This window comes from Campylobacter concisus (assembly GCF_902460895.1).
In the GTDB taxonomy this organism is placed as follows: Bacteria; Campylobacterota; Campylobacteria; order Campylobacterales; family Campylobacteraceae; genus Campylobacter_A; species Campylobacter_A concisus_BC.
Genome location: NZ_CABPVL010000020.1, coordinates 1 through 2,442, shown reverse-complemented (window position 1 = coordinate 2,442; position 2,442 = coordinate 1). Strand labels below are relative to the sequence as shown.

Below are 2,442 nucleotides of genomic sequence, written 5' to 3'. Positions count from 1 at the left end.
TTCCATATCTTTAGCATTTTTAAAGTGCTTATCTATATGACTTAAATAGTCGGTAGCTTGTGTAAATTCAAAGAATCTATCTGTGTTTCCAAAAATTTCTTTACCCATCGACGTGTTAAATATGGAATTTTTTGAAATTTTGTTTTCAAATTTCTTTATCTTCTCTTTGCTAACCCTTGTAAATGGACTTAAGCTTAACAGATATAGATCTTCATCGTTTTTGGCGTCTATTTGTATAGAGTACTGACTATAGTCTTTTATACCTTTTAGTTGTTTAGGATCGGTCACCTTCTTATCATCCGCTCTATTTAGACTATCTACTATCTTATAGTTTAATACGTTTTGCAAAAGATGCTCATTTAACTTTGCATTTTCTCTTATTGGGGCATTTGAGATGACAAGATAGTTTTTAGAGATACCGCTACTATTATTTGTATTATGAGTGTTGTCTTTTGTGGTTAAGGATTTGTCTCTTAAAAGATTTGCAAATTTTAAAGAGTTAAAAAATGGATATTGCATATAGACAAAATTTGCTCTATTTGCGATCACGCACTCTTCTATCCTTTTAAGTAAGCTCTCTTCGGTATTATCCTTATCGTTTTTGCATATTGATATATTATTCTTTTTGTCTATATTTTCATATTTGCTTATCCTTGCATCAAATAGACTTTTTTCATCACCTTCTAATGAAAAATCAGAACAAATTCCAATGTACTCATCGTAGTTACTTTTTGTCTTAGTTGCTGTTATATCAAACCCTGAAAAGTCTATAAATGCTCCACTCTTTTGATCGTCATTTGTAAAAACTAAGATATTATTAAACGACACTGTATTTAATAGCCCTAGAGTAAAGCCAAACTTAGTAGCTAGCAAACTCATAACTGGACCAGAAAAAGTATAAAATCCTCTCTTTTGAAGAAATTCACTTACATTTTTTATAGCAGAAAGAGCATCTGGCACGGCAAGCAGCAGCTTTAGTGGTTTAAAGGTGGACTTCAAATCAGTTATATCGACAAGACTAAAAAGAAATTTAAATATCTCTTTTGCCATATAAAGCTTGCCATCATTTGAAGCTTTTTTAAGATTTTCTTTGATCTCTGTAAAGCCGCTCTTGATTGCCTCTATGCTCTCTTTTTCCTTATCGAAATTTTCATGGTTTAGTATTATGGTGACTTTTTCTATTAGTGCGTTTTGTAGCTTATCTAACAATGAGTTAATTTGTTGATCTAATTTTTTATAGTTGCTCACTAGCTCACTAGATGCTTCTTCGAAATTTTTAACCTTATCATCTTTATCTCTAAATGAATTTGCCAGGTTTGCTAGCTCTTTAGTAAATTCTTCTATAATATCCTTTTCTTGACTAAGCACCTCTAAATTTATACTACTGTTTGCGACTTTTATTTCATCAGTTCTTTCAAAACCACGCTCATTTTTAAATAAACTAAACTTATCAAAGTACTTATAGGTCTTTATGCTAACGTTTTTGCCCGCTTTTTTTTGATCATATAACTTGGTAAATATCTTATTATATAAGGCATCTCCGTTTAGTATATTTGTATTATAAAAATGATTTAAGTCACGACAATAAAATGTTATATTTTTGTATGTCTCACCATTAACACCAAATTCGAAAAGCAATTCCTCTATGCTTCTAATAATTTTCGTATTATCTAATCTCAAGAACGATCCTTCTCTTTAAATTTATCAACTAACAAGCATTACAAAGCTAGTTGTGTTTATGTCGTTTTCATATCCACTATCTAGCCCTTTAGCTATCTCAAGCTCTATACTTTTAGCGCCAGTTGGAGTTAAAAATACATTCGTATAAGTTTGCTTGTTTTTATCTGTGCTAGAGCTGTTAAACTCGTCTAAACTAGCATAAAATCCCACACCACTTTCAGGACTATTTGCTTTTTTATAGTTCTCTTTATCAAGTGCGCTAAAATTCTTTGGAGCGACAAATACCAAATTTAGCTTATCCGCTCCATATCTTAGTTTAAATTCTTTGATATCATAGCGCTTATCGTCATAATTATCCGCTAAAAGAGCCTTTAAATTCTTATCCTCTACGTCTCTTCCCTCATCTAAGTTGAGCTTGATCTTTTTAAAACCATTTTTATCTTCAAATTTTTTATCAAATAGATAGTACGTAGCCACTAAAAGGTTATCACTCTGAGAAGCAAAGGCCTTCACATGAAGTCTGATCACTGGCTTGTTTAAATTTGGATTTAGCACCGCTGCATTATTATTTTCAGATGCAGGGCTACCTATGCTATGAGCTAGCTTTATCCTATTTTCTTTTTTTATGCACCTTAGCGGTGAGCTAGTGTTGCTTAGGCACGCTGGCACTAGATCTTGCATAACAGCATAGTGGTCATTCATGCTTTTTAGACTAAGAGCCGCTCTTGGCACGTATGCCACCTTTGTGCAAGGGTTTTTAGC

General features: G+C 32.3%; 2 protein-coding genes. Both read right to left on the bottom strand.

The genetic code is table 11. The annotated features are described in order from the left end of the window. Positions 1–1,680 (bottom strand): hypothetical protein (locus tag F3G98_RS10120; protein WP_149726128.1); only part of this gene is annotated, 1,680 nt, incomplete at its 3' end. 24 nt (positions 1,681–1,704) lie between these two features. After that, the coding region (locus tag F3G98_RS10620; RefSeq protein WP_188117003.1) for a hypothetical protein at positions 1,705–2,442 on the bottom strand (738 nt) is incomplete at its 5' end.